Genomic DNA, 23,698 nt, shown 5'->3' with positions numbered 1-23,698 from the left:
GGCTTGCTTGTACGGCCGACTCAGATGTCGAGGAAGCGGACGTCCTTGGCGTTGCGCTGGATGAACGAGCGCCGCGCCTCGACGTCCTCGCCCATCAGCACCGAGAACAGGTCGTCGGCCTGCGCCGCGTCGTCGAGCGTGACCTGGCCGAGCACCCGGTGGTCGACGTCCATCGTGGTGACGCGCAGCTCCTCGGCGTTCATCTCGCCGAGGCCCTTGAAGCGCTGGATCGAGTCTTCCTTGATCCGCTTGCCGTTCTGCTTGCCCAGCTCGACCAGGGCGTCGCGCTCGCGGTCCGAGTACGCGTACTCGAAGTCGTCCCGGCCCCACTTGATCTTGTAGAGCGGCGGGCGCGAGAGGTAGACGTGGCCGGCCTCGACCAGCGGCCGCATGAAGCGGAAGAGGAAGGTCAGCAGCAGGGTGTTGATGTGCTGGCCGTCGACGTCGGCGTCCGCCATCAGGATGATCTTGTGATAGCGGAGCTTCTCGATGTCGAAGTCCTCGTGGACCCCGGTGCCGAAGGCCGAGATCAGGGCCTGGACCTCGGTGTTCTGGAGGATCTTGTCGACCCGGGCCTTCTCGACGTTCAGGATCTTGCCGCGGATCGGCAGGATCGCCTGGTACATCGGGTTGCGGCCGGATTTCGCCGAGCCGCCGGCGGAGTCACCCTCGACGATGAAGATCTCGCACTTGGTGGGGTCGTTCGACTGGCAGTCGCTGAGCTTGCCGGGCAGCGACGCGCTCTCCAGCAGGCCCTTGCGCCGGGTCAGGTCGCGCGCCTTGCGGGCCGCCACGCGGGCGGTCGAGGCGGCGATGCCCTTGCGGATGATGTCGGCGGCCTCGTTCGGGTTCCGGTCGAACCAGTCCGTCAGCTGCTCGTGGACGACCTTCTGCACGAAGGTCTTGGCCTCGGTGTTGCCCAGCTTGGTCTTCGTCTGGCCCTCGAACTGGGGCTCGCCCAGCTTCACCGAGATGATCGCCGTCAGACCCTCGCGGACGTCCTCGCCGGTGAGGTTGTCGTCCTTCTCGCGCAGCAGCTTCTTGTCGCGCGCGTACCGGTTGACCAGCGAGGTCAGCGCGGCCCTGAAGCCCTCCTCGTGCGTACCGCCCTCGTGCGTGTGGATCGCGTTGGCGAAGGAGTAGACCCCCTCGGTGTACTGCGTGTTCCACTGCATGGCGATCTCGACCGAGAGCAGCCGCTCCTTGTCCTCCGCCTCGATGTCGATCACCGACTGGTGAATGACGTCGCCCTTGCGGGAGTTGAGGTACTTGACGAAGTCGACGATGCCGTTCTCGTAGTGGTACGTGACCGAGCGGGCCGTCTCCTCCTCGGGGACGTCCGCGGCCTCCGCGCTGTCGGCACCGGCGGTCGCCTTCGCCGACTCGCGCTCGTCGGTCAGCTTGAGGGTCAGGCCCTTGTTGAGGAAGGCCATCTCCTGGAAGCGGCGCGAGAGCGTCTCGAAGGAGTACTCGGTCGTCTCGAAGATGTCGCCGTCGGCCCAGAACGTGACGCTCGTGCCGGTCTCGTCGGTCTCCTCGTTACGGGCCAGCGGCGCCGTCGGAACACCGAACTTGTAGTCCTGGGTCCAGCGGTAGCCGTCCGTCTTCACCTCGACGGAGACCCGCGTGGACAGGGCGTTCACGACGGAGACGCCCACGCCGTGCAGACCACCGGAGACGGCGTAGCCGCCGCCGCCGAACTTTCCGCCCGCGTGCAGGACGGTGAGCACGACCTCGACGGCCGGCTTGCCCTCGGAGGGCACGATGCCGACGGGGATGCCTCGGCCGTTGTCGACCACACGCACCCCGCCGTCGGCGAGGATCGTGACGTCGATGCTGTCCGCGTGCCCGGCCATGGCCTCGTCGACCGAGTTGTCGACGACCTCCTGCACGAGGTGGTGGAGACCGCGCTCACCGGTCGAGCCGATGTACATGCCAGGTCGCTTGCGTACCGCGTCCAGGCCCTCCAGCACGGTGATCGCGCTGGCGTCGTAGGACGCCGTCACCTCGCCGGGGGCGGGAGCGCCGTCGCTCTCACCCTGGGTGGACGGAATGTTCTCGTTGGGGTTGCCGGAATCGGCCACGAAGCGCCCTTTCTGGCACAGCACAGGCCGTTCTCCGGGCAGGCGGGAGCGGCTGCGTCGTTCGGCTTGTATCGACGATTCCCGCGAGCACGCGGGATTGTCTCCCAGTCTACCGGTAGCGGCGACCCGAATGGGGGTTTGCAGGTACCTGAGTACGCATGTGCCGCCCTGAATGAGCGGCTGACGACTCCCCATATCCGGGAAGGGGCCTCAAGAGGCTCACGCGGGCATTGAGCGCTTCGGCCTGTCAGCCTCCCGCTACGGTGAGGGACGCCCCCGTTCCGCCGTCCGGCCGCAACCACCGCACACCCCCGCAACAGGACCACCGGAGGCATCACCGACAACGGGGGCACCCCGGGCCGCACGGCTCCCGGCCGGCCCGTCCGCGCCCGCGCCGGGGCAGGGCGAAGCGGCTGGTCAGGCCAGGTCAGCCGTAGGTGTCACCCGGGCCCGTACTGCCCGGGGCGCGCAGGGGACCGAAGCGGCGCTGCGGGCCTCCCGGCCCCAGCACCTTGATCATCCGCACGGTGCCGTGGCCCAGATCCGCGTTGAGCCGGGCCACCAGCTGGGGCGCCAGCAGCCGCAGCTGCGTCGCCCACGCCGTGGAGTCGCACTGCACGGTCAGCACCCGCTCGTCGGGGTCCTCGTCGTAGCGCAGCGGCACACAGTGATTGGCCAGATCCTCACCCACGATCTGCGGCCAGCGGCCCATCACCCCGCCCACGGCGGCCGGTGTCTCCCAGCCGCGCTCGGTGATCAGCCGGTTGATCGCGGCGCCCAGCGGCAGCGGGTCCCGGCCGTCGGCCCGCGCCCCGGAACGCAGCCCGCCGCCCCGCCGGGCCTGCTTGCGCTGCTGCGCGGCCGCGCCGCGCGCCTTCGCCTGCTCCTTGGCGGCCCGCAGCGCCACCCGCGCCAGATCGACCCCGGAGGGCTCCGGCACCTTCGCCGGTTCCTGGACCCCGTCGCCGCTCACAGCCGGGCCACCTCGCCCGCCGAGACCGCGTACCGCGCTCCGGTGAGCACCCCGGGCACGTCGTCGTCGACCGCGGCCGTCACCAGCACCTGCTCGCCCGGGGCGACCAGCTCGGCCAGCCGCTCCCGGCGCCGGGAGTCCAGCTCGGCGAAGACGTCGTCCAGCACCAGCACCGGTTCATTGCCCTCGGAGCGCAGCAGATCGTACGAGGCGAGCCGCAGCGCCAGCGCGTACGACCAGGACTCCCCGTGGCTCGCGTACCCCTTGGCGGGCATGGAGCGCAGCCCCAGCACCAGGTCGTCGCGGTGCGGGCCGACGAGGGTCACGCCCCGTTCGATCTCCTGCTTGCGGACCCCGGCGAGGGCGTCGATCAGCTGCCCGTACAACTCCTCGCGGGTGCGCGCGGGCGCCACGTCCGGGCCGATCGAGCTGCGGTACTCCAGCGAGACCGGGCCGCCGCCCGGCGCCACGTCCCCGTACGCCTTGTCGGCCAGCGGCTGGAGCGTGCTGATCAGATCGAGCCGCTGGGCCAGCAGCTCCGCACCCACCCGGCCCAGATGCTGGTCCCAGACGTCCAGGGTCGACAGGTCCATGGAGCGTCCGCCGTGCCGGCGGGCCATCGCCGCCGACTTCAGCAGCGTGTTGCGCTGCTTGAGCACCCGCTCGTAGTCCGCACGCACCCCGGCCATGCGCGGCGACCGCGCCGTGACCAGCTCGTCGAGGAATCTGCGGCGCTCGCCCGGATCGCCCTTGATCAGCGCTAGGTCCTCCGGCGCGAAGAGCACGGTCCGCACGATCCCCAGCACATCACGTGGTCTGACCTGCGACGATCGATTGATACGGGCGCGGTTGGCCTTGCCCGGGTTCAGTTCGAGCTCCACCAGCTGGGAGCGCTCGCCCTGGGTGACGGCCGCCCGGATCACGGCCCGCTCCGCGCCCATGCGCACCAGGGGCGCGTCCGAGGAGACGCGGTGGCTGCCGAGCGTGGCGAGATAGCCGACGGCCTCGACCAGATTGGTCTTGCCCTGTCCGTTGGGGCCCACGAACACGGTGACGCCCGGGTCGAGACCCACCTCTGCCCGGGCGTACGAGCGGAAGTCGGCCAGCGACAGATGCGTGACGTGCATGGTGTGCGCCGACCCTTCCGGCTTCCTGCTCCGCGGGGCGGGCCCGTGCGGCCCGCCCCGGGGGCGTTACTTCTTGTTCTCCACCGCGTGGCCGCCGAACTGGTTGCGCAGCGCGGCGATCATCTTCATCTGCGGGGAGTCGTCCTGGCGCGAGGCGAAGCGCGCGAAGAGCGAGGCGGTGATCGCGGGCAGCGGGACCGCGTTGTCGATGGCGGCCTCGACCGTCCAGCGGCCCTCGCCGGAGTCGGCGGCGTAGCCCCGCAGCTTGTCCAGGTGCTCGTCGTCGTCCAGCGCGTTGACCGCCAGGTCGAGCAGCCAGGAGCGGATGACCGTGCCCTCCTGCCAGGAGCGGAAGACCTCGCGCACATCGGTGACGGAGTCGACCTTCTCCAGCAGCTCCCAGCCCTCGGCGTAGGCCTGCATCATGGCGTACTCGATGCCGTTGTGGACCATCTTCGCGAAGTGGCCGGCGCCGACCTTGCCCGCGTGGACGGAGCCGAAGTCGCCCTCGGGCTTCAGGGCGTCGAAGACCGGCTGGACCTTCGCGACGTGCTCGGCGTCGCCGCCGTACATCAGCGCGTAGCCGTTCTCCAGGCCCCAGACGCCGCCGGAGACGCCGCAGTCGACGAAGCCGATGCCCTTGATGCCCAGCTCGACGGCGTGCTTCTCGTCGTCGGTCCAGCGCGAGTTCCCTCCGTCGACGACGATGTCGCCGGGCGAGAGGAGCTCGGCCAGCTCGTCGATCGTGGACTGGGTCGCGGCACCGGCCGGAACCATGACCCAGACGACCCGGGGGCCCTTCAGCTTGCCCACAAGCTCTTCGAGGCTGTGGACGTCGGCGAGGTCCGGGTTGCGGTCGTAACCGATGACGGTGTGGCCTGCGCGGCGGATGCGCTCGCGCATGTTGCCGCCCATCTTGCCGAGGCCGACGAGACCGAGCTCCATCAGAGATTCCTTAAGCGTTGTGCCGATGCGTTCCCACGTCCGAGCCTACGCCCGGCAGGGGACAGGACGCCGGGCGTGCTCGGCGCTGAACACACCCGTCGGGCCCTGCCGCGGCTCACCGGCCGGCGGCAGGACCGGGGCCGGGTCAGCCGGAGAGGCGGACCGGCATGATCAGGTACTTGTACGCGTCGTCCGCCTCGGCGTCCACGGCCGGCCGGCCGCTGAGCAGCGCGGGCTTGGTCGAGGTCGTGAACGAGAGCTGGGCGACGGGCGAGTCGATGGCGCTCAGGCCGTCGAGCAGGAAGGTCGGGTTGAAGGCGATCGAGATGTCGTCGCCCTCCAGGACGGCGTCGACGCGCTCCACAGCCTGTGCGTCGTCGCTGGAGCCGGCCTCCAGGATGAGCACGCCCTGCTCGAAGCTGAGCCGCACCGGGGTGTTGCGCTCGGCCACCAGGGCCACACGCTTCACGGCCTCCACGAAGGGGGCGGTCTCGATGACGGCGACCGAGTTGAACTCGGTGGGGAACAGCGTCCGGTACTTGGGCAGGTCGCCCTCCAGCAGCCGGGTGGTGGTCCGGCGGCCGGCGCCCTCGAAGCCGATCAGGCCCTCACCGGCGCCGGAGCCCGACAGGGCGAGGGTCACCGTGTCACCGCTGGTCAGGGCCTTGGCGGTGTCCAGGAGCGTCTTGGCGGGGACCAGGGCGACGGCGGAGGCGTCGGCGTCCTCCGGCTTCCAGAGGAACTCGCGGACCGCGAAGCGGTAGCGGTCGGTGGAGGCCAGGGTGACGGTGTCGCCCTCGATCTCGATGCGCACACCGGTGAGGACGGGCAGCGTGTCGTCGCGGCCGGCGGCGATGGCGACCTGCGCGGCGGCGGAGGCGAAGACCTCACCGGGCACGGTGCCGGTCGCGGTCGGCATCTGCGGCAGCGCGGGGTACTCCTCCACAGGAAGGGTGTGGAGGGTGAAGCGGGAGGAGCCGCAGACCACGGTCGCCCGTACACCGTCTGTGGAAATCTCCACCGGTCGGTTGGGGAGCGCGCGGCAGATGTCGGCGAGCAGGCGGCCGGAGACGAGCACCGTGCCGTCCTCCTCCACTTCCGCGTCCACCGAGACCCGGGCCGAGACCTCGTAGTCGAAGCTGGAGAAGCTGAGGGCGCCGTCCTCCGCCTTCAGCAGAAGGCCCGCGAGAACGGGCGCCGGCGGACGGGCCGGAAGGCTGCGGGCCACCCAGGCCACCGCCTCCGCGAGTACATCGCGCTCCACCCGGATCTTCACCGGAACCGCCTCCTGCTGTTGCTCGCTCGCCCTGCCGGCCTTCGTCGTCTGATCGGGTCGCTCCGCCGAGACCGGGGGAGGACGCCGGGGACCAGTCTGACGTACGGCACCGACACTCGGTGCTGCTCGGGGTCAAGTCGCGACAAGAGGTCCGGAGCGCTCCGGCGCCGAGTTGTGCACAGGCCCCACTTCGAAGCGGATTCCTGGCTAACTCTAGTTGGCAGTAGTAGTAGGGCCTGTGGAAACCGTGGATAACCCCGTTTGCGCAGGTCAGGCGCTGTTTTTTGTCCACCGGCCCTGTGGGCGGCAGCAGTGGAAAACCAGGGCTCTCTGTGGACATCGGGAAGTTGTGCACACCCCGTACACAGGACAGGGGGGTTTCTCCCCAGGCCTGTCCCCAGCTTTACCCCGTTTCCCCACAGCTCAACCAAGCCTCTTGGTGTGACGCCTTTCACTCGGGGCGGTGACGGGCGGTGTCGTGTTGCCGAACAGTGGACAGCGGTGTGGAGAAGCCCGCTCTCGTTGGGGAAAACGGCCGCCTCCCTGTGGGCCGCCGGTGGACAACTTTACCCACAGGCTGTGGAGGAAAATCTTGTCCACAAGCTGTGGATCATCGTTGACCACAAATCCCCAGGCGTCTGAGCTGGCCTGATGGAGTATCGGGTGCCGTGCCTGTGGAAGCAGTATGGACAACTTTCCGATCCCCAGGCTGTGGAGGGAAGATTCTCCCCAGATCTGTGGAGAACGGCCCCTTCGGAGCAGGTAATCGAACAGCGCGGGCGGCCCGGAGCCGTGCACAGGACGGTGCCAAAGGGCTCCGGGAGGCTCCGGAGGGCTCGCACGGCGCCCCGCGCACAGCGAAAAGGGCGCGTCCGGGACTCCGACGGAGTCCCGGACGCGCCCTTCGGACGGATGCGTACGAGCGGGCCGCGAGCGGCTCAGCCGTTCTTGATGCGGTTGGTGAGCTCGGTGACCTGGTTGTAGATGGAGCGCCGCTCGGCCATCAGCGCGCGGATCTTGCGGTCGGCGTGCATCACCGTCGTATGGTCCCGGCCGCCGAACTGGGCGCCGATCTTGGGCAGCGAGAGGTCCGTCAGCTCGCGGCACAGGTACATGGCGATCTGGCGCGCCGTCACCAGCACCCGGCTGCGCGAGGATCCGCAGAGGTCCTCCACCGTCAGCCCGAAGTAGTCCGCGGTCGCCGCCATGATGGCCGTCGCCGTGATCTCCGGCGCGGTGTCCTCGCCGCCGGGGATGAGGTCCTTGAGCACGATCTCGGTCAGCCCGAGGTCCACCGGCTGCCGGTTCAGGCTGGCGAAGGCCGTCACCCGGATCAGCGCGCCCTCCAGCTCCCGGATGTTGCGGGAGATACGGGAGGCGATGAACTCCAGAACCTCCGGCGGGGCGTTGAGCTGCTCCTGCACCGCCTTCTTGCGCAGGATCGCGATGCGCGTCTCCAGCTCCGGCGGCTGGACGTCGGTGGTCAGTCCCCACTCGAAACGATTCCGCAGCCGGTCCTCCAGTGTCACCAGCTGCTTGGGCGGACGGTCCGAGGACAGCACGATCTGTTTGTTGGCGTTGTGGAGCGTATTGAAGGTGTGGAAGAACTCCTCCTGCGTCGACTCCTTGCTCGCCAGGAACTGGATGTCGTCGACCAGCAGGATGTCCACGTCGCGGTAGCGCTTGCGGAAGGTGTCGCCCTTGCCGTCGCGGATCGAGTTGATGAACTCGTTGGTGAACTCCTCGGAGCTCACGTACCGCACCCGGGTGCCCGGGTAGAGGCTTCGCGCGTAGTGCCCGATGGCGTGCAGCAGATGGGTCTTGCCGAGCCCCGACTCCCCGTAGATGAAGAGGGGGTTGTACGCCTTCGCGGGCGCCTCGGCCACCGCGACCGCGGCGGCGTGCGCGAAGCGGTTGGACGCCCCGATCACGAAGGTGTCGAAGAGGTACTTCGGGTTGAGCCGGGCGTGCGGTTCGCCGGGGCCGGGGGCCGGGGCGGGCTGGGCGCCCATCGGGCCGGTGCCGCCGCCGGGGCGTCCGGTGCCGGCGCCCGTGCGGTGCTGGGGCTCGGGCAGGTCGTGGTGCTCGGGGCGCGGGGCCTCGTACCCCTGGCGCTCGGGCGGCTGCGGACGGTAGTCGTGCTGCGACGGCTGCTGGGGGCGGCCGCCGTAGGGCTCGCGCCACTGCTCGGGGGCCGGCTCGCGGTCCTGGAAGCCGCCGAGCCGGGGCTGCTGCCAGGACAGGTCCTCCTGGGTGCGCGGCCAGGCGCCGGGCTCGGGACGCTGCTGCTGGTAGTCCGGGTAGGCGGGGCGGGCCGTCGGCATGCCGTCGTCCGAGGGGCGGTGGCCGTATCCCTCGTAGCCGTCGCCGGGCCGGCCCTCGTCGTGCTGCGGGCCCTGGTAGCGGTGGGACGGGGGCTGCGGTGCCTGGTGCATCGGCGGCGCGGGGGGCGTCGGCGGTTCGTTCGCGGAGTCGTCGACCGTGATCGCGATGCGGATCGGCCGGCCGCACTCACGGCTCAGCGTCTCGCTGATGAGCGGGGCGAGCCGGCCTTCCAGGACGCGCTTGCCCCATTCGTTGGGGACGGCGAGCAGCGCCGTGTCGGCCACCAGGGCCAGCGGCTGGCAGCGCTCGATCCACTGCTTGTCCTTCGGCTCGATGCCCTGCTGGCCCTCCCCGAGGAGTTGTTCCAGCACGCGTGGCCACACTGCGGCAAGATCGGCAGGTACGTCAGCCACAGGGCACGCTCTCTCGCTGGTCCCACGAATGTGTGGTTCTCGGGACGGGATGGGTCGGGATGGGTGAGGACCGGCAGGCGGGAAGAAAAAGAACCGGGGTTCAGCCACGGTAGTCAGGGCGACCCACGTGGTTCAAGTCGTTGTCCACAGGCTGTGCACAATGGGGGGCGCCCTGCGGCCGGTTTGACCGGATGGCGTAGCCGCGCGTACCGTGACCAGGTCGAGTTGTCGATGGCTGCTGCCGCCTGCCTCCGATGGGCAAAGATCACGATCTGTGATTGTGAAGCGGTGCACTAGGGCGTTTACGCGAGTCTCTCGTGGGCGCACGGTGACAGCCAGGCGATGTCCCGCCAACCCCGAGTCTTTTCTGGAGCCCCCGAGTGAGCAAGCGCACCTTCCAGCCGAACAACCGTCGTCGCGCGAAGACCCACGGCTTCCGGCTGCGTATGCGTACCCGTGCCGGCCGCGCGATCCTCGCGTCCCGCCGCAGCAAGGGCCGCGCCAGCCTGTCCGCCTGATCGCGTACAGGTCGTCATGACGTGCTGCCTACCGAGAATCGGCTGAGGCGGCGCGAGGACTTCGCGACCGCGGTACGACGAGGACGCAGGGCGGGCCGCCCGCTCCTCGTCGTCCATCTACGCAGCGGTGCAACCGACCCGCACGGGACGGGGGAGAGTGCTCCCCCGCCGCGTGCGGGTTTCGTTGTCAGCAAAGCCGTGGGTGGCGCGGTCGTCCGCACGGCGGTGAAGCGCAGGCTTCGCCATCTGGTCCGCGAACGGCTTGCCCTGCTGCCCCCCGGTAGCCTGGTTGTCGTACGTGCGTTGCCCGGTTCGGGTGACGCCGACCATGAACAGCTGGCCCGAGACCTGGACGCCGCTCTGCAGCGGCTGCTGGGAGGCGTGCGATGAAGTACCCGCTGCTGGCTCTCATCAAGATCTACCAGTGGACCATCAGCCCGCTTCTCGGTCCCGTCTGCCGTTACTACCCGTCGTGTTCTCACTACGGATATACGGCGATCGACCGGCACGGAGCCATCAAGGGAACGGCGCTGACGGCCTGGCGCATCCTTCGGTGCAATCCGTGGTCACCCGGCGGCGTGGATCACGTTCCACCACGCAAACGTCCGCGTTGGCACGAACTGCTGCGCAGTGCCGTGCGCGGCGGCAAGGGCGGGGACTCCGCCGCTGATGTGCCTCCCGGGACGTCGGACACCGACCTCCCGAGCCCGGCCGCAGAGACTTCGCCCAATGCTCAAGGAGCCTGATTAGTGGACACGATTGCCAGTCTGTTCAGCTTCATCACCTGGCCCGTTTCCTGGGTCATCGTCCAGTTCCACAAGTTGTACGGGGCGATCTTCGGCCCTGACACGGGATGGGCCTGGGGTCTTTCCATCGTGTCCCTCGTGGTGCTGATCCGTATCTGTCTGATCCCGCTGTTCGTCAAGCAGATCAAGTCGACGCGGAACATGCAGCTGCTCCAGCCGAAGATGAAGGCGATCCAGGAGCGCTACAAGAGCGACAAGCAGCGTCAGTCCGAAGAGATGATGAAGCTGTACAAGGAGACGGGCACCAACCCGCTCTCCTCGTGCCTTCCCATCCTGGCCCAGTCGCCGTTCTTCTTCGCCCTGTACCACGTGCTCTCCGCGATCGCGTCGGGCAAGACCATCGGCGTCATCGACCAGCCGCTGCTCGACAGCGCCCGTCAGGCCCATATCTTCGGCGCGCCGCTGGCCGCCAAGTTCATGGACAGCGCGGAGAAGGTCGACGCCCTGGGCGCCTCGCTGACGGATGTCCGCGTCGTCACCGCCGTCATGATCGTCCTGATGTCGGCCTCGCAGTTCTTCACGCAGCGCCAGCTGATGACGAAGAACGTCGACCTGACCGTCAAGACGCCGTACATGCAGCAGCAGAAGATGCTCATGTACATCTTCCCGGTGATCTTCGCCGTCATGGGTATCAACTTCCCCGTCGGTGTCCTCGTCTACTGGCTGACCACCAACGTCTGGACCATGGGTCAGCAGATGTACGTGATCAACCAGAACCCGACCCCGGGCAGCAAGGCGCAGGAGCAGTACCTCAACCGCCTGCTGAAGAGTGTCACGGCGCACGGCGAGGTCCGTGGCCGGACCCGGCGCAACACCGTCAAGCGGATCGTCGCCAAGGGCCCGGACCGCAACGACATCGAGCGGAAGTTCGTGGTCGGCCTGGGCAAGCTCGGTCTGGCTCCGCAGGAGGACGGCACCGTCGTGAAGAGCGACACCGCCGCCGCCGAGGCCGAGGGCGGGGCCGCGCAGCGGCGCCAGCAGCCCAAGCGGCAGTCCAAGGCGCAGCGCCAGACCACCGGTACGCACCAGGGCGGGGCGAAGACCCCGGAGTCCGGTGGTTCCGACTCCAAGACCTCTGGTTCCGAGTCCAAGACCTCGCTGCAGAAGAGCGAGCCGAAGGACGAGACGTCCAAGCCGGCGGGCCGGGCCTCGTCCGGATCCTCACGCCAAGCCAAGTCCGGACAGCGCAAGGGCCAGCAGCGGCCCAAGCACCCGTCCAAGAAGTAAGAAGGAGTCCATCCGTGACGGAAGGCACCACCTCCACGGCCGCTGAGGGCAGCGACACCCTGACCCGTCTTGAGCAGGAAGGGGAGATCGCGGCGGACTATCTCGAGGGCCTGCTCGACATCGCCGACCTGGACGGCGACATCGACATGGACGTCGAGGCGGACCGGGCAGCGGTTTCGATCATCAGTGATTCGGCACGTGAACTGCAGAAGCTCGTGGGCCGCGACGGTGAGGTGCTGGAGGCGCTCCAGGAGCTGACGCGGCTGGCCGTGCACCGGGAGACCGGTGACCGCAGCCGTCTGATGCTGGACATCGCCGGTTTCCGCGCCAAGAAGCGTACGGAGCTGGCTCAGCTGGGTGCCAAGGCCGCGGAAGAGGTCAAGAGCACCGGCGAGCCGGTGAAGCTGGACCCCATGACGCCGTTCGAGCGCAAGGTCGTGCACGACGCGGTCGCGGCGGCCGGTCTGCGCAGTGAATCGGAGGGCGAGGAGCCGCAGCGCTTCGTCGTCGTCCTTCCGGCCTGACCGGATCCTCTCCTGTCGGCCCCGTCTGTTCGCAGACGGGGCCGATCTTTGTCAGCCTGATAGTCAGCCACCCACGGCGCGGTAGTGCGTATGGAAGGACGGTCCCCGTGACGGAGGAAGTAGCGCTTCCCCAGGCGCCCGACTCGGCCAGGGAGGTGTTCGGTGCGTGCTTTCCCGAGGCCGTCCGGTACGCGGAACTGCTGGCCGACGCGGGGGTCAAGCGAGGGCTGATCGGTCCTCGCGAGGTGCCGCGTCTGTGGGAGAGGCACCTGCTGAACTGTGCGGTGCTCTCCGAGGTCGTTCCCGAGGGCGTCACCGTCTGCGATGTGGGTTCCGGTGCCGGCCTCCCGGGCATTCCGCTGGCCCTGGTCCGCCCGGATCTCAAGATCACGTTGCTGGAGCCGCTGCTGCGCCGGACGAACTTCCTCCAGGAGGCCGTCGAGCTGCTGGGACTGGACCATGTGACGGTCGTCCGCGGCCGGGCCGAGGAGGTGCTGGGGACGCTCCAGCCCGTGCATGTGGTGACGGCGCGCGCGGTGGCGCCGCTGGACCGACTGGCCGGCTGGGGCGTTCCTCTGCTCCGGTCGTACGGCGAGATGCTGGCGCTCAAGGGCGACACCGCCGAGGAGGAGATCAACGGAGCGCGGGCGGCCCTCGGCAAGCTCGGTGTGGTGGAGACCGAGGTGCTGCATGTGGGCGAGGGCATCGTCGATCCGATGTCCACGGTGGTGCGTGTGGTGGTCGGCGAGAGCCCTGGCGGTGTGAGGTTCGCCGCAAAGCGCGCCAAGGCCGCGCGGACCAGCCGGACGAGGCGACGCCGCTGAGCGAAGCGGTAACACCACGCATTCGACCGTTACGCCCTGTTTATCGCTCCTGCCGGTGCTATGCGAGTCGATGAGGCGTATGTGCCACGCGCGGAGTGTCGTGCCCCTGTAGTTACGCTGCAGGGGCATCGTGTTTCACGTGAAACGTCGCTCACTGCTGCAGGGAATCATCGGCCGCGGTCGTGCGGCCTCCGCTCCCCGTCATCGCAGACCCGTTAGGGCTACGGAGTTGTCCACAGAAGAGGATTCCTCCACAGAAGAGCGGGCCTCGCTGGTTCACGACGCCGAAACCATGGCAGGCTCTGCTCATTGCGAGCCTGAAGTCGAGGAGAGTGAATCCTTGCGGTCCGACGCCAACATCGCGGGACCGATGACCGATCCGGTCCCCGGTCCCCGAACCGAATCGGCGGGGGACGGTGTTTCACGTGAAACACCGCCGCCGATGGATGACACACCCATCGGTCGTGCGGCCCAGCTGGCGGTGGAGGCCCTCGGCCGTGCCGGCGAGGGGCTGCCCCGGCCTGACCGGACACGGGTCATGGTGGTGGCCAACCAGAAGGGCGGGGTGGGCAAGACCACCTCGACGGTCAACCTGGCCGCCTCCCTGGCCCTCCACGGGGCCCGCGTTCTGGTGGTCGACCTCGACCCGCAGGGGAACGCCTCCACTGCTCTGGGGATCGACCATCACGCCGAAGTACCTTCGATCTATGACGTCCTGGTGGAGAGCAAGCCGCTCTCCGACGTGGTGCAGCCCGTGCCGGACGTCGAAGGTCTCTTCTGCGCCCCCGCCACCATCGATCTCGCCGGTGCGGAGATCGAGCTGGTGTCGCTGGTGGCGCGGGAGAGCCGACTGCAGCGGGCCATTCAGGCGTACGAGCAGCCGCTCGACTACATCCTGATCGACTGCCCGCCCTCGCTCGGCCTGCTCACGGTCAATGCCCTGGTGGCCGGTGCCGAGGTGCTGATCCCGATCCAGTGCGAGTACTACGCGCTGGAAGGGCTGGGCCAGCTGCTGCGGAACGTCGATCTGGTGCGGGGCCATCTGAACCCCGATCTCCATGTGTCGACGATCCTGCTCACCATGTACGACGGCAGGACGAGGCTGGCCTCGCAGGTCGCGGAGGAGGTGCGCAGCCACTTCGGCAAGGAGGTGCTGCGCACGAGCATTCCTCGCTCGGTGCGTATCTCCGAGGCGCCGAGCTACGGGCAGACCGTGCTGACCTATGACCCCGGTTCGAGCGGGTCCTTGTCGTACCTTGAAGCGGCGCGGGAGATCGCGCTGCGCGGGGTCGGGGTCCAGTACGAGCCCCAGCACGCCCGCACGGGCAGTCGGAACAGTCAGCAGAGCAATGCGGAGGGGATCCAGTGAGTGAGCGTCGTAGAGGTTTGGGGCGGGGGCTCGGCGCCCTGATCCCCGCCGCTCCGCAGGAGAAGCAGGCACCGTCCGCCGGGATGGGGGCCACCTCTCCGGGGGCGGCTTCGGTCCTGACTTCGGACCGTGGGGTGGCGGCGGCGAAGGTCGCCACACTGGGAGCGGTACCCACGGTGCCCGAGCCGGCCGGCCCGGTGACCCTGACGGAGGGCAACGGCGGTCCGGCCGAAGTGGCCGGGGCCTATTTCGCCGAGATTCCCGTCGATGCGATCGTGCCCAACCCGCGCCAGCCGCGGGATGTGTTCGACGACGACGCGCTGGCCGAGCTGGTCACCTCCATCAAGGAGGTCGGACTGCTCCAGCCCGTCGTGGTGCGACAGGCCGGGCCCGGACGCTTTGAGCTCATCATGGGCGAGCGCCGCTGGAGGGCCTGCCGTGAGGCGGAGCTGGAGAGGATTCCGGCGATCGTCCGCGCCACGGACGACGAGAAGCTTCTCCTGGACGCGCTCCTGGAGAACCTTCACCGGGCTCAGCTGAACCCCTTGGAGGAGGCGGCGGCATACGACCAGCTGCTGAAGGACTTCAAGTGCACTCATGACCAGCTGGCCGACCGGATCGGCCGGTCGCGGCCGCAGGTGTCGAACACCCTGCGTCTGCTGCGGCTGTCGCCGCCGGTCCAGCGGAGGGTCGCCGCCGGTGTGCTCTCGGCGGGACACGCTCGGGCGCTGCTGTCGGTGGACGACTCCGAAGAGCAGGACAAGCTGGCGCACCGCATCGTGGCCGAGGGTCTTTCGGTGCGGGCGGTGGAGGAGATCGTGACGCTCATGGGCTCCAAGCCCGCGAGCACATCGAAGGCCAAGGGGCCCCGGGCGGGCGCCCGGCTGTCGCCGGCGCTCAATGAGCTGGCGTCCAGGCTGTCCGATCGCTTCGAGACCCGGGTGAAGGTCGACCTGGGGCAGAAGAAGGGCAAGATCGTCGTCGAGTTCGCCTCGATGGAGGATCTGGAGCGCATCCTCGGCAGCCTCGCTCCGGGAGAGGGCCGGGTCCTCGACCGCGCCACGTCCGAGGAGCAGGCCGAGGACGACGAGAGCTGACGTTCTGAGCGGTCCCTGGGCGGGCTGTCTTCCGGTAGGCCACGGAAGACGGCCCGCCCTTTGCTTTCTTACGGTGTCGGCTTGATCGTCCGGTGGATACGATGCGTTCTGGTAGGGCACATCCAGTTGATCCACCTCCGGGCACGGGGCGCGCCGGACATCGCTTCCGATCCGTGGTGGGTGAGGGAAGTGAGGAACAGCCTCCATGGGGCGTCGGCTCGTACCGCTCACGCTGGACAACCTTCCCGATCTCCCCCGGCGCTGCCGATCCTGTGTGTACTGGGAGCTCGACCCGGTGCGAGGGGAGGCGGCGGTCAAGGGCGGCAGAGCGGAGCTGGAGAAGGAAGCCTGGATCTCTGCCGTGCTGCTGGAGTGGGGCTCCTGCGGCCGTGTGGTCTATGTCGACGATGTTCCGGTCGGCTTCGTGCTCTACGCCCCACCCGCGTATGTACCCCGGACGACCTCGTTCCCGACCAGCCCCGTCTCCCCCGACGCGGTGCAACTGATGACGGCCCTGATTCTGCCGGGCTACCAGGGGCAGGGGCTGGGGCGAGTCATGGTGCAGACGGTTGCCAAGGATCTGCTCCGCCGAGGATTCAAGGCGATCGAGGCATTCGGCGATGCCCGCTGGAAGGAGCCGGCGTGTGTGCTGCCGGCCGATCATCTACTGGCGGTGGGGTTCAAGACCGTGCGTCCCCACCCGGTGCACCCGCGGCTGAGGCTGGAGCTGCGCACCACGCTCTCGTGGAAGGAAGACGTGGAGATGGCCCTCGACCGCTTGCTCGGAGCAGTACAGAAGGAACCGGCGCTGCGGCCGTTGTGAGCGGGTATGCGGAACGGGCCCGCCCCTGGGAGGGGGCGGGCCCGTTTCACGTGAAACATCGGTGCCGCAGTACGAGGACGCGGGATCCGACGGTGCGGAGCTGTTCAGGCGGAGATGAACGGCTCCAGGTCGCGGAGGATCGCGGCCTTCGGCTTGGCGCCGACGATCGTCTTGGCCACCTCGCCACCCTGGTAGACGTTCAGCGTCGGGATCGACATGACGCCGTACTTGGCTGCGGTGGCCGGGTTCTCGTCGATGTTGAGCTTGACGATCTCGATCTCGCCGTGCTCCGCCGCGATGGCCTCCAGGGAGGGGGCGATCTGGCGGCACGGACCGCACCAGGCGGCCCAGAAGTCGACGAGCACGGGCTTGTCGCTCTTGAGGACGACCTCGTCGAAATTGTCGTCGGTAACGTTCGTCAGGGTGCCGGCCACGGCAGCCTCCTTAACTTCGCGGGTGTGGGGTGGGCGGGAATCAGACGGTGGCTGCGGCGGCCTTCTCGTCGTCGGAGAGCGCGGCGAGGAAGCGCTCGGCGTCGAGGGCGGCGGAGCAGCCGGTGCCGGCGGCCGTGATGGCCTGTCGGTAGGTGTGGTCGACGACATCGCCGGCGCCGAAGACACCCGTGAGGTTGGTGCGCGTCGAGGGGGCCTCCACCTTGAGGTAGCCCTCCTCATCGAGGTCGAGCTGGCCCTTGAAAAGTTCCGTGCGCGGGTCGTGGCCGACGGCGATGAAGAGGCCGGTCACGGGGAGCTCGGAGGTCTCGCCGGTCTTGGTGTTGCGCAGGGTCAGGCCGGAGAGCTTCTGCTCGCCGTGGACCCCGGCGACCTCGCTGTCCCAGGCGAACGTGATCTTCGGGTCGGCGAAGGCGCGCTCCTGCATGGCCTTGGAGGCACGCAGGGTGTCACGGCGGTGGACGATGGTGACCGACTTGGCGAAGCGGGAGAGGAACGTGGCCTCTTCCATCGCGGTGTCGCCACCGCCGACCACGGCGATGTCCTGGTCCTTGAAGAAGAACCCGTCACAGGTCGCGCACCAGGAGACGCCACGTCCGGAGAGGGCGTCCTCGTTGGGCAGTCCGAGCTTGCGGTGCTGCGAGCCGGTCGTGACGATGACGGCCTTCGCGCGGTGGACGGTGCCGGCGGTGTCGGTGACGGTCTTGATGTCGCCGGTGAGGTCGACGGCGACCACGTCGTCCGGGATGAGCTCGGCACCGAAGCGCTCGGCCTGGGCGCGCATGTTGTCCATGAGCTCGGGGCCCATGATGCCGTCCTGGAAGCCGGGGAAGTTCTCCACGTCGGTGGTGTTCATCAGGGCGCCACCAGCAGTGACCGCGCCCTCGAAAACCAGCGGCTTCAGCGAGGCGCGCGCGGTGTACAGGGCGGCCGTGTAGCCCGCCGGGCCGGAGCCGATGATGATCACATTACGCACGTCGCTCACGGGTTTCTTCCTCGTCTCTGCAGACTGCCTACTGTCCACGCCTACTGGGGCCGGTTCAACGACTCTCACCCCACCCAACGGATCCTACGGGGGATGCATTCCCGACGTGCCGGGGCAGGATCCGGCGCGCTTCTCAGGGCCGGGTGTAGGTGTCCGTGAGCAGGATCTTCCCCTTGCTCGGGGGCTCGGCACCGACGCAGGACGCGTCGACGACATACGCCTGGACCTCTGAGGAATCCGTGGGGTGGGGAAGGATGACGAGGAAGGCGTCGGTGCCCTCGTAGGTGCCGCGCTGCATCGCGAGGGCTCCGGTGTTCCGCCCGATGCCCTGCTCCACACAGGCCGGGAGGGTCACCTTGGCGGCGCGCAGCGGATTCTGCGGGCCGTCCGACGAGGACGAAGGATTCTCCGGTGAGGATTGCACGCCCATCGAGGGCGCTTGGTTGGCTCCGGCGTTCTCCCGGGCGCTCTCTCCCGGCCCGGCGTCGAGGAGGTCGCGGACCTGGCTCTCCAGAGTGGTTCGGGAGAAGGCGTGCGTCTCGGCCGTCGACGCCTTGGCTCCTTGGTCCAGGGCGGCGCTGTCCGCGCCGTTCGAGGAGAGCTGAATGTTCTGCAGCAGAAAGGCGCTCACGCCGACCACGGCGGCGCCGAGGGCCGCGCCGAGCACGACTGTCCGACGCCTGCGTCGCGCGGGGCGGCGTCCCGGACCCGTCGCGGCGCGCGGATAGCCGGAGGGACGGGCCAGGGGCTCGGGCGCCGACGGGGCGTCTTCGGTTTCACGTGAAACATCGTCGGCCGAGGGTGCCGGGGAGGTATCGGTTGTAGGGAAGGCTTCGTCGTCGGAATCCGCCGCCGGGGGGCCGGAGCGGGCTTCCTCGGCGAGCGCGGCGTCGATGCGAGCGGCTATGTCCAAGGGCATCGGCTCGGGGGCGGGCAGCGAGCCGAGCAGTCCGCGGATCTCCTCCAGGGACGCCCGTACCTCGGCACAGGGCTCGCAGCCTTCCAGATGGCGTTGGAGATCGGCCGTGCGGGAAGCGGGGAGAAGTCCCTCGGTGAGATCGGAGATCTCCGAGACGTCGGGGTGCCGGGTCGTGTCGGCCGTCGAGGTCATGCGCGCCCGCCTCCGCCCTTCGCTGCCGCTGGATTGCTCGTACCGGTGTCGTTCGTCTCCGTGGTGTCCGGCCCGCTGTCGCGGGGGCCCGCCGGCGGTGGGACGGATGGTCGGGTCGTCCGGTTCCCCGCGGCTCCCGGTGTGGTGCTCCCCGCCTCTGCGGTACTTCCAGTTTTCTCCGGATCGGCTCCGGACCGGAGATGGGTGAGGAGTGGGACGAGGCGGACGCGGCCCCGAGCACAGCGGCTCTTTACGGTGCCGACCGGAACATCGAGGATGCGGGCGGCCTCGGCCACCGGATAGCCCTGCATGTCGACGAGGACGAGCGCCGCGCGCTGTTCGGCGGGGAGGGTGGCCAGGGCCGCGATCAGTTCGCGTTGGACGTCCTGGCGCTCGGCGGGTGCCTCGGCGGACTCGTGAGGCTCCAGCAGCTGGTCGAGCCGTTCGGGGTCGTCGACCGGGGCCGTCCTGCGGATGGAGGCTTTGCGGACCCGGTCGAGGCAGGCGTTGACGGTGATGCGGTGCAGCCAGGTGGTGACGGCGGACTGGCCGCGGAAGGTGTGGGCGGCGCGGAACGCGGAGACCAGGGCGTCCTGGACGGCGTCCGCCGCCTCCTCGCGGTCGCCCAGCGTCCGCAGGGCCACGGCCCACAGCCGGTCGCGATGGCGGCGGACGAGCTCACCGAAGGCATCCGGTTCACCGGCCACGTGCTGGGTCAGGAGGTCCTGATCGCTCGTGTCGGCGAATCTGGTGTCGTCCAACGGTGAGCCCCCTCCCCTGATGCTGTCAGCTGGTGACCTTGATGTCCGAGATCTTGCCTCGGAAGTTGCCGGTGTCGCTTGGTGGCAGTTTGGTGAGCCAGACCAGAAGGTACCGCGCCTGGACGGGTTTTCCGGGCTTGAGGGAGACCTGCGTTCCGGATCCTTCGGCGACCTTGGTGAACGCCCCGGGCATGCTCGGCACGGTGGCGTCCGTCGTGGTGCGCAGTTCGACCGAGGTCGTGCCGCCGAGGAAGGTCACGTCGACCGCGCCGACCCGCTGGACGGAACCGAGGTCGAGGACGACGCCGACGCCTTCCTTGAGGTTGCCGAACTGGGCGCTGTAATAGCCGTCGGTGTTCCAGTAGGACGTGGGGTCGCCGTCGTAGAGGTGACCGATGTCCTTGGGCTTTTCGGACCCGTCGCCGAGCGGGTCGTAGTCCTGGGCGCCGACGATCGGGACCGGCTTGCTCTCCGCGACGGGCTTGGGGTCGCCGTTCTGCGGGTTCGTCTGCGTGGTGCCGGGGTCGCCGGAGCCGTTGTCGCGGTCCAGGAGCGTCTCGGCCAGCTGCCAGCTTCCGAGACCCAGGGCGGCGATGAGCAGGGCCGAGACGGCCCACTTGAGCGCCTTCCCGGTGCGGCTCTGCAGCGGGGCGGGCGGCACGAGGACGGGTTGCGTCTGTACGGCGCCCGGCGCCGCCGGACGGCCGTAGGTCCCCTGCTGGTACGTGGTCCGCTGGTACTCCGGCGGGGCGGCGAAGGTGGGCTCGGGCGGGCGGATGCGCGGCATGGCGGCGACGGCCTTGGCGAGCTCGTCGGGGGTGGTGCACGGCTGTTCCTGGCGCGAGGCCGTCGCACCGTCGTTGGCGAGGGCCCGCATGGCGATCTCGGAGAGACCCCGGTGAACGCCGGCCCGGACCTGGTCGGGCGCGAGCAGGCCCATGCCCTTGGGGAGGCCGGTGAGGCCGTAGGCGTCGCTCTCGTACGGCCAGCGCTGGGTCAGCGCCGCGTACAGCAGGGCGCCGATGGCCTCGGTGTCGGCCCGCTGGGGGCCGTCCGAGGTGATGCCGCGCAGAGCGGCGTTCACCGCGAGGCCGCGGATGCGGTACTGGCCGGAGGAGGAGCGGAGCACCGCGCCGGGGGTGAGCCGCAGATGGGCCAGACCCTCGCGGTGGGCGGCCGCCATGGCCTGGGCGAGCTGACTGACGAGCTGGTAGGCGTCGTGGGCCTCCATGGGCCCCGAGGCGAGCAGCGTGGTCAGCTCGACGGCGTCGGGCAGCCATTCGTGGACGACGTAGACGAGGTCGTTCTCCTCGACCGCGTCCAGGACCTGGACGAAGCGGGGATCGCCGAGCAGTGCGGACGAGCGGGCCGCCGCGAGCACCGAGCGGGCCCGCGGATGGTCGGCGGGCAGGAGGTGGACGCCGACCGCGCGACGCAGTTTCTCGTCGACCGCGCGCCAGCTGCTGAATCCGTCCAGACGGGTGACGCACTCCTCAAGCCGGTAGCGCCCGGCAAGCTTGTGACCGCTGTGCAGGTCAGGGGTCGGCACGGAGGAATCGGAGCCGGTCCGACCGCCGTCCGCCTCCTGCGGGTCCGTGCCCTTTCCGTCCTGGGGTTCCGCCGTACCGTCGCTCGTGGCCTCGTCCGCCTTCGCGGCCAGCGGCTCGTCACCACTGTGGTCCACGTCGACGGCCGCCGTGCTACGTTCCGCCACCGTCGTTCCTGCCTCCCCATCCGTTGGGCGATGCCAGCCAGCCCCGCACAGTCACGCCAATTGTGCCCACACTCCGGCACCATGCACGACACGCGGGGACCGGTGATGGTTGTGCGGACCGGGGACGCTCAGCGGCCGAGACGTCCCCTGACCATGCCGACCATGCCGTTGATCTCCTCGATGCGCATCCGCTTCGCCGCGACGAAGAACACTCCGAGGAGCAGTGCCCCGCCGAGGATCAGCGCCACGAGCGAACCGAAGGCGCCGTCCCCGAGCACCTTGAGCAGGCCGAAGCCGACGGCGCCGCCGACGACGGTGGCCGGCAGGGCGGCCAGGCAGAGCCGGGCGTAGGTGCGGACGACATGGGCGCCGTCCAAGTCGCCGCCCAGGCGGTTGCGCAGCCGGCGCCAGGCGATGCCTACGCCGACGGCGTAGGCGAGGCCGTAGGAGGCGGCCATGCCGACGACGGCCCAACGGGCGGGCAGCACGACGTAGCAGACGGCCGAGGCGGCCGCGTTGACGAGGGCGACGATGACCGTGTTGTAGAAGGGGGTGCGGGTGTCCTCGTAGGCGTAGAACCCGCGCAGCACCACGTACTGCACGGAGTACGGGATGAGGCCGAGGCCGAAGGCCATCAGGATGAAGCCCATGGAGCGGGCGGCCTCGGGGCCGCTGGAGGCGTAGAGCAGGGTGCACATCGGCACGCCCAGGGCGAGGAACGCGAAGGCGACCGGAACGATGGCGACCGCGGAGTTGCGCAGCCCCTGGGAGATGTCGTCGCGGACCGCGCCGGGGTCGTTGTCGTGGGCGGCGCGGGAGATACGCGGCAGCAGGGCGGCCATGACCGAGACGGTGATGATGGCCTGCGGCATGCCCCAGATGAGCTGGGCGTTGGAGTAGGCGAGGAAGCCCGCCCCGTTGGTGCCGGATGCCTTGCCCGCGGAGGTGGCGAGCTGGGTGACGACGAGGACGCCCGCCTGGTTGGCGAAGACGAACAGCACCGTCCACTTGGCGAGCTTGACCGTCTTGCCGAGGCCGTGGCCCCGCCAGTCGAAGCGGGGACGGAAACGGAACCCGGCCTCGCGCAGATACGGGATCATCGCCAGGGCCTGGACGACGAGGCCGAGCAGGGTGCCGACGCCCAGCAGGCGGACGCCCTCCGGCGGGATCGTCTGGACGCCCATGTGGGATTCGTGCGAGGTGCCGTAGACCCAGATGAACAGCCCGAAAGTGAAGATCATGACGATGTTGTTCAGGACCGGGGTCCACATCATCGCGCCGAACCGGCCGCGGGCGTTCAGGATCTGGCCCATGACGACGTGCACGCCCATGAAGAAGATGGTGGGCAGGCAGTACCGGGCGAAGGTCGTGGCCACGTTGTTGGCCGCGGGATCTCCGGAGATCGTCGACGACATCAGCCGGATGAGGAAGGGCGCCGCGAAGACGGCGATGGCGACGATCAGCCCGAGGGCCACCATCACCAGGGTCAGCAGCCGGTTGGCGTAAGCCTCGCCGCCGTCCTCGTCGTCCTTCATCGAGCGGACGAGCTGGGGGACGAAGACCGAGTTGAGTCCGCCGCCCACGGTGAGGATGTAGATCATCGTCGGCAGCGTGTAGGCGATGGTGAAGCTGTCACCGAGCACGGCGGCGCCGAGCGCGGCGGTGATCACCAGGCTGCGGACGAAGCCCGTGAGCCGGGAGACGAGGGTGCCCGCCGCCATCACGGCGCTGGACTTCAGCAGCCCCGAGGCCCGGCCTCCGCCGGACTTCGGCGGCGCCGGGGCGGGAGCCGGCTCGGGGCGGGGGGCGGCCGGTGACCCCGAGGGGCCCTCCTGGTCCCGGAAGAGGTGGGCGAACGCGTCCGGCTCGTCGCGGCTGGCCGACGCCTGGGTGACGAGGTCGTCCACCCCGACGAACTGGGTGGTCGCGGCATCGTCGCCGTACGGCAGATGGCGGGAGGGGCCGTCCGGTTCGGGGGGCGGGGTCTGTGCCCAGATCCGGGGGTCTGGCGGGTACTGGGCGGGCGGCGGCTGCTGGTAGAGCGGCTGCGGCTGCTGATAGGTGCCCGGGGGCGGTGGCGGGTGCGCGGCCCGGTCGTACAGGGCCTCGCCCACCGGATCCTGGGCGGAGAGGTCCTGGGACCGGTAGGGGTCGTAGTCGTACGCCGACTGCAGATACGGGTCGGGGGCCGGGGCGTACGGGTCCTGGGCGTACGGGTCCGAGGGCGGGGGGTACTGCTCCGGGCCCGGAGGCACCGGTGGCCCGCCGTAGGGCCCGGCTCCGCCGGCACCCTGACCGCGGTCACCGTCGTACGGCGCGTTCATCGAAACCCCACCTCATCGTC

At 69.4% G+C, this 23,698-nt stretch carries 21 protein-coding genes; 9 read left to right on the top strand and 12 right to left on the bottom strand.

What is annotated here, in order from left to right:
• Positions 1–20 precede the first annotated feature (20 nt).
• From gyrB to dnaA, 6 genes are all read right to left on the bottom strand, one after another.
• Positions 21–2,108, bottom strand: a complete 2,088-nt coding sequence (gene gyrB / locus ACWCXC_RS02700) for a DNA topoisomerase (ATP-hydrolyzing) subunit B (protein WP_450683816.1) — start codon at positions 2,106–2,108, stop codon at positions 21–23.
• Between the two features lie 403 nt (positions 2,109–2,511).
• Positions 2,512–3,057: a DUF721 domain-containing protein gene (locus tag ACWCXC_RS02695; protein WP_450683815.1), complete on the bottom strand. Its 546-nt coding sequence runs from the start codon at positions 3,055–3,057 to the stop codon at positions 2,512–2,514.
• Positions 3,054–4,184 (bottom strand): DNA replication/repair protein RecF, encoded by a 1,131-nt coding sequence (recF, locus tag ACWCXC_RS02690; RefSeq protein WP_450683814.1) that lies wholly within the window; start codon positions 4,182–4,184, stop codon positions 3,054–3,056. Before recF ends, ACWCXC_RS02695 begins: the two co-directional genes overlap by 4 nt.
• A gap of 66 nt (positions 4,185–4,250) precedes the next feature.
• Complete coding sequence (gene gnd, locus ACWCXC_RS02685) at positions 4,251–5,129, bottom strand: phosphogluconate dehydrogenase (NAD(+)-dependent, decarboxylating) (protein WP_383631375.1); 879 nt, start codon at positions 5,127–5,129, stop codon at positions 4,251–4,253.
• 145 nt (positions 5,130–5,274) lie between these two features.
• On the bottom strand, positions 5,275–6,405 hold the full coding sequence (gene dnaN, locus ACWCXC_RS02680) for a DNA polymerase III subunit beta (RefSeq protein WP_383631378.1): 1,131 nt from the start codon (positions 6,403–6,405) through the stop codon (positions 5,275–5,277).
• Between the two features lie 938 nt (positions 6,406–7,343).
• Positions 7,344–9,143, bottom strand: a complete 1,800-nt coding sequence (gene dnaA, locus ACWCXC_RS02675) for a chromosomal replication initiator protein DnaA (RefSeq protein ID WP_450886158.1) — start codon at positions 9,141–9,143, stop codon at positions 7,344–7,346.
• Between the two features lie 380 nt (positions 9,144–9,523).
• Here dnaA and rpmH point away from each other — a divergent pair, with 380 nt between their 5' ends.
• The 9 genes from rpmH to ACWCXC_RS02630 all read left to right on the top strand — a co-directional run bounded on the left by rpmH (position 9,524) and on the right by ACWCXC_RS02630 (position 16,331).
• Entirely contained in the window at positions 9,524–9,661 is a 138-nt protein-coding gene (gene rpmH / locus ACWCXC_RS02670; protein WP_006348049.1) for a 50S ribosomal protein L34, read from the top strand.
• 21 nt (positions 9,662–9,682) lie between these two features.
• Positions 9,683–10,051, top strand: coding sequence for a ribonuclease P protein component (gene rnpA, locus ACWCXC_RS02665; RefSeq protein ID WP_450683812.1), 369 nt, complete (start codon positions 9,683–9,685; stop codon positions 10,049–10,051).
• Entirely contained in the window at positions 10,048–10,407 is a 360-nt protein-coding gene (gene yidD, locus ACWCXC_RS02660; RefSeq protein ID WP_450683811.1) for a membrane protein insertion efficiency factor YidD, read from the top strand. The genes rnpA and yidD overlap by 4 nt, the downstream gene beginning before the upstream one ends.
• A gap of 3 nt (positions 10,408–10,410) precedes the next feature.
• On the top strand, positions 10,411–11,694 hold the full coding sequence (gene yidC / locus ACWCXC_RS02655) for a membrane protein insertase YidC (RefSeq protein ID WP_450683810.1): 1,284 nt from the start codon (positions 10,411–10,413) through the stop codon (positions 11,692–11,694).
• Positions 11,695–11,708: 14 nt separating this feature from the next.
• Positions 11,709–12,218: a Jag family protein gene (locus tag ACWCXC_RS02650; RefSeq protein WP_383631393.1), complete on the top strand. Its 510-nt coding sequence runs from the start codon at positions 11,709–11,711 to the stop codon at positions 12,216–12,218.
• Positions 12,219–12,325: 107 nt separating this feature from the next.
• Positions 12,326–13,042: a 16S rRNA (guanine(527)-N(7))-methyltransferase RsmG gene (rsmG, locus tag ACWCXC_RS02645; RefSeq protein WP_450683809.1), complete on the top strand. Its 717-nt coding sequence runs from the start codon at positions 12,326–12,328 to the stop codon at positions 13,040–13,042.
• Positions 13,043–13,334: 292 nt separating this feature from the next.
• Positions 13,335–14,411, top strand: coding sequence for a ParA family protein (locus ACWCXC_RS02640; RefSeq protein ID WP_450683843.1), 1,077 nt, complete (start codon positions 13,335–13,337; stop codon positions 14,409–14,411).
• Entirely contained in the window at positions 14,408–15,508 is a 1,101-nt protein-coding gene (locus ACWCXC_RS02635; protein ID WP_450683808.1) for a ParB/RepB/Spo0J family partition protein, read from the top strand. The genes ACWCXC_RS02640 and ACWCXC_RS02635 overlap by 4 nt, the downstream gene beginning before the upstream one ends.
• Positions 15,509–15,713: 205 nt before the next feature.
• Positions 15,714–16,331 carry a GNAT family N-acetyltransferase gene (locus ACWCXC_RS02630; protein WP_450683807.1) on the top strand — a complete coding sequence of 206 codons (618 nt, stop codon included), beginning with the start codon at positions 15,714–15,716 and terminating at the stop codon, positions 16,329–16,331.
• Between the two features lie 104 nt (positions 16,332–16,435).
• Here ACWCXC_RS02630 and trxA read toward each other — a convergent pair whose 3' ends face one another.
• The 6 genes from trxA to murJ form a co-directional block, all read right to left on the bottom strand.
• The gene (gene trxA, locus ACWCXC_RS02625) at positions 16,436–16,765 is read right to left on the bottom strand and encodes a thioredoxin (RefSeq protein WP_383631406.1); all 330 of its coding nucleotides are present in this window, start codon (positions 16,763–16,765) and stop codon (positions 16,436–16,438) included.
• A 40-nt stretch (positions 16,766–16,805) separates the two neighbouring features.
• On the bottom strand, positions 16,806–17,768 hold the full coding sequence (gene trxB, locus ACWCXC_RS02620; RefSeq protein ID WP_450683806.1) for a thioredoxin-disulfide reductase: 963 nt from the start codon (positions 17,766–17,768) through the stop codon (positions 16,806–16,808).
• Between the two features lie 133 nt (positions 17,769–17,901).
• Positions 17,902–18,879, bottom strand: coding sequence for an anti-sigma factor family protein (locus ACWCXC_RS02615; RefSeq protein WP_450886153.1), 978 nt, complete (start codon positions 18,877–18,879; stop codon positions 17,902–17,904).
• On the bottom strand, positions 18,876–19,640 hold the full coding sequence (gene sigM, locus ACWCXC_RS02610; protein WP_450683804.1) for an RNA polymerase sigma factor SigM: 765 nt from the start codon (positions 19,638–19,640) through the stop codon (positions 18,876–18,878). The genes ACWCXC_RS02615 and sigM overlap by 4 nt, the downstream gene beginning before the upstream one ends.
• 25 nt (positions 19,641–19,665) lie before the next feature.
• On the bottom strand, positions 19,666–21,354 hold the full coding sequence (locus ACWCXC_RS02605) for a serine/threonine protein kinase (RefSeq protein WP_450886151.1): 1,689 nt from the start codon (positions 21,352–21,354) through the stop codon (positions 19,666–19,668).
• A 128-nt stretch (positions 21,355–21,482) separates the two neighbouring features.
• Positions 21,483–23,678, bottom strand: a complete 2,196-nt coding sequence (gene murJ, locus ACWCXC_RS02600; RefSeq protein WP_450886149.1) for a murein biosynthesis integral membrane protein MurJ — start codon at positions 23,676–23,678, stop codon at positions 21,483–21,485.
• Positions 23,679–23,698 lie beyond the last annotated feature (20 nt).

This window comes from Streptomyces sp. NPDC001515 (genome assembly GCF_053597115.1).
Note: the sequence above shows the minus strand (reverse complement) of the source record. Positions and strands in the feature narration are given on the sequence as shown.

Excerpts from the sequence above, each read along its gene's own strand:
- recF (WP_450683814.1), bottom strand. The coding sequence starts at position 4,184 with ATGCACGTCACGCATCTGTCGCTGGCCGACTTCCGCTCGTACGCCCGG.
- gnd (WP_383631375.1), bottom strand. The coding sequence starts at position 5,129 with ATGGAGCTCGGTCTCGTCGGCCTCGGCAAGATGGGCGGCAACATGCGC.
- yidD (WP_450683811.1), top strand. The coding sequence starts at position 10,048 with ATGAAGTACCCGCTGCTGGCTCTCATCAAGATCTACCAGTGGACCATC.
- ACWCXC_RS02640 (WP_450683843.1), top strand. The coding sequence starts at position 13,335 with ATGGCAGGCTCTGCTCATTGCGAGCCTGAAGTCGAGGAGAGTGAATCC.
- ACWCXC_RS02630 (WP_450683807.1), top strand. The coding sequence starts at position 15,714 with ATGGGGCGTCGGCTCGTACCGCTCACGCTGGACAACCTTCCCGATCTC.
- ACWCXC_RS02615 (WP_450886153.1), bottom strand. The coding sequence starts at position 18,879 with ATGACCTCGACGGCCGACACGACCCGGCACCCCGACGTCTCGGAGATC.
- murJ (WP_450886149.1), bottom strand. The coding sequence starts at position 23,678 with ATGAACGCGCCGTACGACGGTGACCGCGGTCAGGGTGCCGGCGGAGCC.